General features: G+C 65.5%; 3 protein-coding genes. All 3 read left to right on the forward strand.

Features of this window, described 5'->3' with window-relative positions; genetic code table 11:
- Window positions 1-806 precede the first annotated feature (806 nt).
- The 3 genes from ACGFZK_RS37200 to ACGFZK_RS37210 all read left to right on the forward strand — a co-directional run bounded on the left by ACGFZK_RS37200 (window position 807) and on the right by ACGFZK_RS37210 (window position 5,585).
- Window positions 807-2,684, forward strand: coding sequence for an ATP-dependent endonuclease (locus tag ACGFZK_RS37200; protein WP_393853260.1), 1,878 nt, complete (start codon window positions 807-809; stop codon window positions 2,682-2,684).
- Window positions 2,681-4,423 carry a UvrD-helicase domain-containing protein gene (locus ACGFZK_RS37205; RefSeq protein ID WP_393853261.1) on the forward strand — a complete coding sequence of 581 codons (1,743 nt, stop codon included), beginning with the start codon at window positions 2,681-2,683 and terminating at the stop codon, window positions 4,421-4,423. Before ACGFZK_RS37200 ends, ACGFZK_RS37205 begins: the two co-directional genes overlap by 4 nt.
- Window positions 4,424-4,562: 139 nt before the next feature.
- Window positions 4,563-5,585, forward strand: a complete 1,023-nt coding sequence (locus tag ACGFZK_RS37210; RefSeq protein WP_393853262.1) for an IS481 family transposase — start codon at window positions 4,563-4,565, stop codon at window positions 5,583-5,585.
- Window positions 5,586-5,664: the final 79 nt, after the last annotated feature.

The raw sequence follows: 5,664 nt of genomic DNA on the forward strand, positions 1-5,664 counted from the left end.
GGGGCGGAGAGCCTGTCGGCTCTAACGTTGGGCCTGACGGCCCAACTCGGGCCTGACGGCCCGAAAGGTGACGGATCGTCATGCCTGACGGCATGACTGTGGGTTGGGATGGGTGATGACTCCTGGCCTGACGGCCAGGATGGTGGTGATCGCTAGCCCAGTTGGCCCTGACGGGCCACCCTGTAAGTTGGTGTGAAGCGGGCCTGACGGCCCATAGGGAGGCGTATGTCATGCCTGGCGGCATGACGGGTGAGATAGATACAAGTGATTCCTCCCGGCCTGGCGGCCGGGGTTGCCGGCCCCTGCGGAGCATCGTGTCGATGTCAGATGCCTTAGTTACATGGATATTCGAGTTGGTGTCGTCTCTCCTCTGCCTCGTAGAGACAGGTCGGTCGGTGTACCGGTGATCGTTTTCCTGTCAAAGGGGCATCCTCAGATGGCGGCAGGGCCTACGGCCCTCCTCTCTCACCCCAGATGAATCACGTCTAGCGAACAGCCCTGCCGTCTCCTGATCCGTTCTTCTGGTGTCCGAGCCTCCCGCTCAGAGCTGTGGAGCCAGTGGGCCGCTGACGCGGCCCGAATACGTGCTTGGGGAGTGACGTCGCATCCGTGACAGCTGACGCTCGCATCTCGATAGTGCGGCTGTTCCAGTGGTTGGGCGGTGGAGGGATCTGAGCCGGTCAACCACACTCGCTCGAGCCAAGGAGGCGACGTCGTTGGCCAGTGCCGAACGGGTACATCTCTCGCCCGCTCCGCATACGATCTGTTGATCACTGCTGATGGCTGGTAGGGGGACGGGGGAGCCGATGCATGTATCCGAGGTGCTGGTGGAGAGATTCCGGTCCTGCGAGCGTGCTCTGATACCGCTGCGCCCGGAGGTGACCGTACTCGTCGGGGAGAACAACTCGGGCAAGTCAACAGTCATCGACGCAATACGTCTGCTCACGGATCCCTTGGACGGCCGGCGTTCCCGGTACTTCGAGGAAGCCGATGTTCTCAGACCCACGGCTGCGGTAGGCGGCCCCTGCCTGCAGTTGGAGCTTTCTGAAGTCGGCCCCGAGCAGAGCGGTGCCTATCTGGAAGCCATGGCTCATGACAATGCTTCCGGCCGCATTGCACGCTGGCAGGTCTCCTGGACGCCACCCCAGGCGAACGGACGTCGCGGGAGCACCGCGTGGGCGCAGGGCGTCGGCCATCCGGTCACGGGTGAGCCTGCTGCGCGGGGCGGTATACGGCACGTCTACCTGCCCGCGTTGCGAGATGCAGAGCGGGAGTTGGCGTCGGCCGGCGGCGACCGGGTGCGGATGATCCTGCGCGGTCTGTTGGGCGACGACGCGCAGATCGACGCCTTCGTGGATCGCATCGGTGCAGAGCTGAAGAAGGTGGCTGCGGACCCTGGCGTAACCGCAGTCAGCGGAAAGATCAACGAACCTCTTAGGGATCTCACAGCTGGCGCTCATCCGCAGAAGAGTGAACTGGCCCTTGCTGATCCCACGTTCGCTTCGATCGCCCGGTCGCTGCGCATGCTGCTGGGCGATACCGCGGCCAAGCCCTTCCCCCTGTCCGCGTCGGGACTGGGCTACGCCAATACCCTGTTCATTGCCACCGTGATGGCCGAACTGGACGCGGCAGCAGAAGCCGACCTCACCGTGCTGCTGGTGGAGGAGCCCGAAGCCCACCTGCATCCTCAGCTGCAGACGCTGCTGCTGCGCTACCTGCAACGGCGTGCGCGCGCCTCACGCCGAAAGCCGCCGGGCAATCCGGCCGAGCCAGCCGGGCATCTGCAGGTGGTGGTGACCACCCACTCCCCTATCCTGTCCGCCGCTGCCAGCGTCGAGGACTTGGTGGTCATGGCACGCTGTCCGGCTACCCTGTCCGACGGCTGGCAGGCCCGGCCTCTGCCGATACCCCGCCTGCAGCTGAGCAAGGATCGGGTGCGGCATCTGGACCGCTATCTGGACGCCACCAAGAGCGCTCTGCTGTTCTCTCCACGGGCGATCCTGGTGGAGGGCATCTCCGAGCTTCTGCTGCTGCCTGCCTTGGCCGAACGGGTCCTCGCCGCCGACGAAGCTGTCGATGCGGAGGCCACCCGGGCAGCGTTCGAGGCACTGGAGCGCTTCTTCGGTACCACTCGGGTAATCGTGGACGGAGTCGGTTTCGAGGTCTACCTGCGGGTTCTGCTGGGCCCCGTCGATGGCATGTGTCTGGGACAGCGGGTGGCGCTGATCACCGACACAGACGTAGCACCTGAGGCGCCCGAGCCGGCCCGGCTGCGTTCGCTGCGGGAACTGCCCCGCCGCTGGGGATCTCCCGGGGCACTGCACCTCGCCGCCGCGCCCCGGACTCTGGAGCCGGCCCTGTGGTCGGCCGGCAACGTCGAGGCTCTTCGCACGGCGTTCCTGCGCTGCGCACCGCGCTCGCAGGAACGCTGGGAGCAGGTTCTGCAGGCAGCCGATCCGGCCATGGCGTTCGGGGAACTGTTCGTCACCAAGGCGAACCGGACTCTCGCCGGCACGGACGGCGAACTCGCCAAAGGGACCAAAGTCTCCAAAGGGCGGTTCGCCCAGGAACTCGCCGATGTCCTCGCTGATCCGGCAGTGCCTTTCACGGTGCCGGACTACCTCGCGGACGCCATCGTCTTCATCACGGCCTTGGACGCCGCCAAGACGGTGACCGCGTCGTGACTGTTTCCTCGGAGCCGGCCGACCTGCGGGCTGGTGCAGAGGCCCAGCAGCAGGCTGCCATTGACGCCCCGGCGCCTGCCTACGTGCCCGCCTGTCCGGGCGCGGGCAAGACTCATGTGATCACTGCCCGGCATCTGCAGGCGCCGGCGCAGCTGCTGCGGCAGGGCCGGGCGTTGATCTCGTTCACGCGGGTGGCTCGGGACCAGATGGCCCTCCGCTGCCGCCAGGCCGGCCGCGCCGACCTAGTCCAGGCCCCTCACTTCATCGGAACGCTCGACTCCTTCCTATGGGAGTTCCTGGTCAAGCCGCGGCGTGCCGCGCAGCCCGTGGCGCGTCTGCTGGAGTCGTGGGCGAGTATCAAGGCGCCTGTTCAGGAGCTGGATCGGGAGATCTCCCTGCACCGTTTCCCTATGACTCTGGACCCGGATTCGGCGCAGGAGGAGGTCGCCTGGGACAAACTCAGCTACGACACGACGCGCATCCTCGGCGGCAGTGTCTACAGCCGTGAGTCATGGCGGCAGAAAATTCTCGCCACCCGCGATTCTTGGTGCAGGCAGGGCTATTTCACCGGGCACGAGGTGCGGGTTTTGGCCTTGTGGAACCTGCGGAACCCCGTCGCCTCCGGACGACTGCTGCCACCACTGCTCTCCCGCTTCGCGGAGGTGATCATCGATGAGGCCCAGGACTGCTCCACCGCAGACCTGGCAATCCTCCAGTTGCTGCACGACGCTGGCCTGCCTCTGGTCCTGGTCGGTGACCCCGATCAGGCCATCTACGCATGGCGAGGGGCCGAACCGGCAGCGTTGGAGACATTCGCGGCCAGGCTGTCATCCGCTCCGCACCGGCTGACCGGAAACTGGCGCAGCTCCCCTGCCATCTGCCGTCTGGCCGCCACCCTGCGTGCGGGACAGCGTCCGCCGGATACATCTGTGCTGCAAGATAAGGATGCCCCCATCGTCCTGATGCCCACCCGGTTCGCGGCCGCCGGCAGCCGCCACCTGCATGCTCCGACCAGCACTGGGATCGTCGACGCCTTCCGCGCGATCGCACAGGAGTACGACATCCAGGCCGAGGACTGCCTTGTGACCGCCTACAAGTACGCGACTCTGCCCGGCATCACCCGGGAGCGGCCCAACACCAACACCATCACCCGACTGTCCTGGGCCCGTACCGTCGCACACACTCCCAATGCCTCCAGCGACGACCTCACCCGGGCCTGTGACATTGCCGTGCGCGCCCTGTTCGGGTACTGGTTCCCCGAAGAAACCGGGGGACCGGATCGCATCTGCGCCACACACCGGCTGCCGGTCAGCCAGGCCAACCGCACCGCCTTCGCGTTTCTCCACAGCCTTCCTGCGCCTCACCGCGAGTGGAGCTCCGAGGTGTGGCAGGCCATGAAGGCCTGGCCACCCCTGGAGGGGGCAGCTCCGCACGGCGCCAAGGGTCGCTTGGCCGGACAGCCTGCGACGGCGAGGCCTGTCGTTTCCACTGGCGTGCGTACCAACATCGTGCACCAGCTCAAAGGCGATGAAGCGGACGGCGTCCTGCTGTTGCTGCCCGATTCTGGGAGTGCGCAGCGCTGGGCCACCGAAGACCCGGCAACGAATGAGCTGTTGCGCGTCTGGTATGTCGCCGTCACCCGTGCCCGCCGCCTGGCCGCCCTCGCCGTACCCGAGAACGAAACCGATGCGTTTGTCGGTCTGTTGACTCATCGGAATGTACCGGTCCGGGTTGCATGACCTTGCGTCGATGGGGATTTGGGGCAGCTGGGCTACGCCGTTTCCGTCGGAAGTAGGGGTGGCGTCTGCGAGGTGGCCTAGGTATAAAATTTCCGGACGTTGGTTACACATGGGTCTCCGACCGTGACGGAGATCTGTTATGCCCCCTTCGCTGCAGCAGCAACAGGACCGCCAGGCCCAGCACCGCTTGGCGGTCCTGCGGCACGCCGAGGAAGTCACCGGGAACGTTTCGCAGACGTGCCGGTACTACGGGATCAGCCGCAACTGCTTCTACAAGTGGCAGCGCCGCTACCAGGACGAAGGCATCGAAGGTCTGCGGGACCGCTCCAGCAAACCGCATCACTGCCCTCACGCCACCGAGGCCGACGTCGTCAACAAGATCGTCTACTTGCGGCGGCACTACCACTTCGGCCCGATGAAGATCAAGATGTACCTCAAGCGGTACCACGACATCGACATCGCCTGCTCAGCCGTCTACCGCATCCTGAAGAAGCTCGGGATGAACCGGCTGCCTGCTTCCCAGCGCTACAAACGGCATGACAAGCGCTACACCCGTTACGAGAAGCAGCTGCCCGGCAACCGGGTCCAGATCGACGTAAAGTTCATCGAACCGATCGGCCTTCCTGAGCAGGCCCCCGCCGCGGCACCGGTGACCGGGAACCTTCCGAAACGGCGGAGGCGAGCGAAGTACTACCAGTTCACCGCCATCGACGACTGCACCCGGCTGCGGGTCCTGCGGATCTACCCGCGGTGCGACCAGAAGACCGCCGTTCAGTTCCTGGACTACGTCCTGGAGCGGCTGCCGTTCCGCGTCGAGGTCATCCAGACCGACAACGGCGCGGAGTTCCAGTCCGTCTTCCACGGGAACGTACTCGACAAGGGCATTGCCCACACCTACATCAAGCCCGCATCCCCCCACCTCAACGGCAAGGTCGAACGCTCTCACCGCATCGACGCCGAAGAGTTCTACCGCATGCTCGCCGGCGTCGTCATCGACGACACCGGCGCCTTCAACGACAAGCTGCGAGAGTGGGAGGACTACTACAACTACCACCGTCCCCACGGCGCCCTCGGCGGGCAGACGCCCTACGAACGCCTCAAGCAGAAGAGACTCAGGCCCCGGTGTAATCACGCTCCGGCAGATGCACACCTAGACGAGTAAGTCCGAAGTCCTGGTCAGTGGTCGTAGGCGATGAGTGACCTGGTCAGGGGTGTGGCGTTGGTCCGGTTGTGCCAGATGG

Origin of the sequence: Streptomyces sp. NPDC048257, from assembly GCF_043201855.1 — a bacterium.
Classification (GTDB): Bacteria; Actinomycetota; Actinomycetes; order Streptomycetales; family Streptomycetaceae; genus Streptomyces.